The sequence below is a fragment of the Cochleicola gelatinilyticus genome (assembly GCF_001637325.1).
In the GTDB taxonomy this organism is placed as follows: Bacteria; Bacteroidota; Bacteroidia; order Flavobacteriales; family Flavobacteriaceae; genus Cochleicola; species Cochleicola gelatinilyticus.
Genome location: NZ_LRXL01000021.1, coordinates 1 through 1,113, shown reverse-complemented (window position 1 = coordinate 1,113; position 1,113 = coordinate 1). Strand labels below are relative to the sequence as shown.

At 37.3% G+C, this 1,113-nt stretch carries 2 protein-coding genes; both read left to right on the top strand.

From position 1 onward, the window contains the following. Positions 1–300 precede the first annotated feature (300 nt). Positions 301–810, top strand: a complete 510-nt coding sequence (locus tag ULVI_RS01910; RefSeq protein ID WP_068589064.1) for a hypothetical protein — start codon at positions 301–303, stop codon at positions 808–810. Positions 811–816: 6 nt separating this feature from the next. Continuing rightward, on the top strand, positions 817–1,113 hold a 297-nt coding region (locus ULVI_RS15605), incomplete at its 3' end, for a hypothetical protein (RefSeq protein WP_206743813.1).

Genomic DNA, 1,113 nt, shown 5'->3' with positions numbered 1-1,113 from the left:
TTAGTTTTATAAGCCTAAAAGTTCAGTAATTAATACAAAAATATCGATGTTACTTTGCGGCGCTGCGAAGTGTTGCGTAATCGTTGCGGCTGCATCTAAGCAAAGCGTGCTCTCTTAATGTGTCGCAACCGTGCATAACAACGCATAAAAACAATAAGCGCACTTCTGAATTCCTTCGGAATTCAATAGTTCTTAGTATCTTTAAAGTTAAATCGAACGGTCGGTCTGTTTTGCAGCTTACTGTTCTTATGCAAACCGTTGGCAACTATTTGTAAACTATCTGCCTTGACGAACATTTGAATGGAATACACGACTGTTTACGAAGTGACAAACGAAACGTTGGATATTATACTTGCCGTTCCCGTGTTGCTGGCAATTGGAGGATTTTGGATTTTCTATAGAACGTTTCAAAAAAATAAAAATGAGGGAAGAAAGTCAAAAGACTATTTCTCATTATACTTTGGTCTGACATTCGCAGCAATTTTCAGTATTGTCTCCATTGTTAGAATTTCCAACTCCATAAACAAACTGAGGGAAACCAAGCAAATATTTTTGAATGGTAATTTTAAAACCGTTGAGGGCAAAATTGAGAATTATGAACCGATGCCGTATACTGGCCATGAAGACGAAAGGTTCACAATAAACGGAATAGAATTTAATTACTCGGATTTTTCGGCATCCTATTACGGATTTCATAATTCTGCTTCTCACGGTGGACCGATAAAAGAAAACGGACAAGAAGTTCGCATTGGATATTTTACAAGAGATGATGGACATAATACTATCTTAAAAATTGGGCTGAAAAAATAAAAACAGTTGCCAACAAAACCTATAAACAATACGGGCTATGGGCTTAACCAAAGGTTTGCGTATTTTTATCAAGTCCGCAAAATCTTTTGGATTTTGCTTTGGCCAGGAAAAGAAAAAACAAAACAAAAAGATTTTGCTATGTGCGTGGCGGGAAGGCAAACGCTAGTTTGCTCCCGTACTGTTCATAGCTCAACCGTTAGCATAAATTGCTCCGAAAAAATCCATCGGATTTTATTCAGTCGCAATTTATTGGAGAAGAGACATAGACCGAACCGAGCGTTACCTGAAATAGATTATGCAAAA

Coding starts and splice junctions, on each gene's coding strand:
- ULVI_RS01910 (WP_068589064.1), top strand. CDS start 301: ATGGAATACACGACTGTTTACGAAGTGACAAACGAAACGTTGGATATT.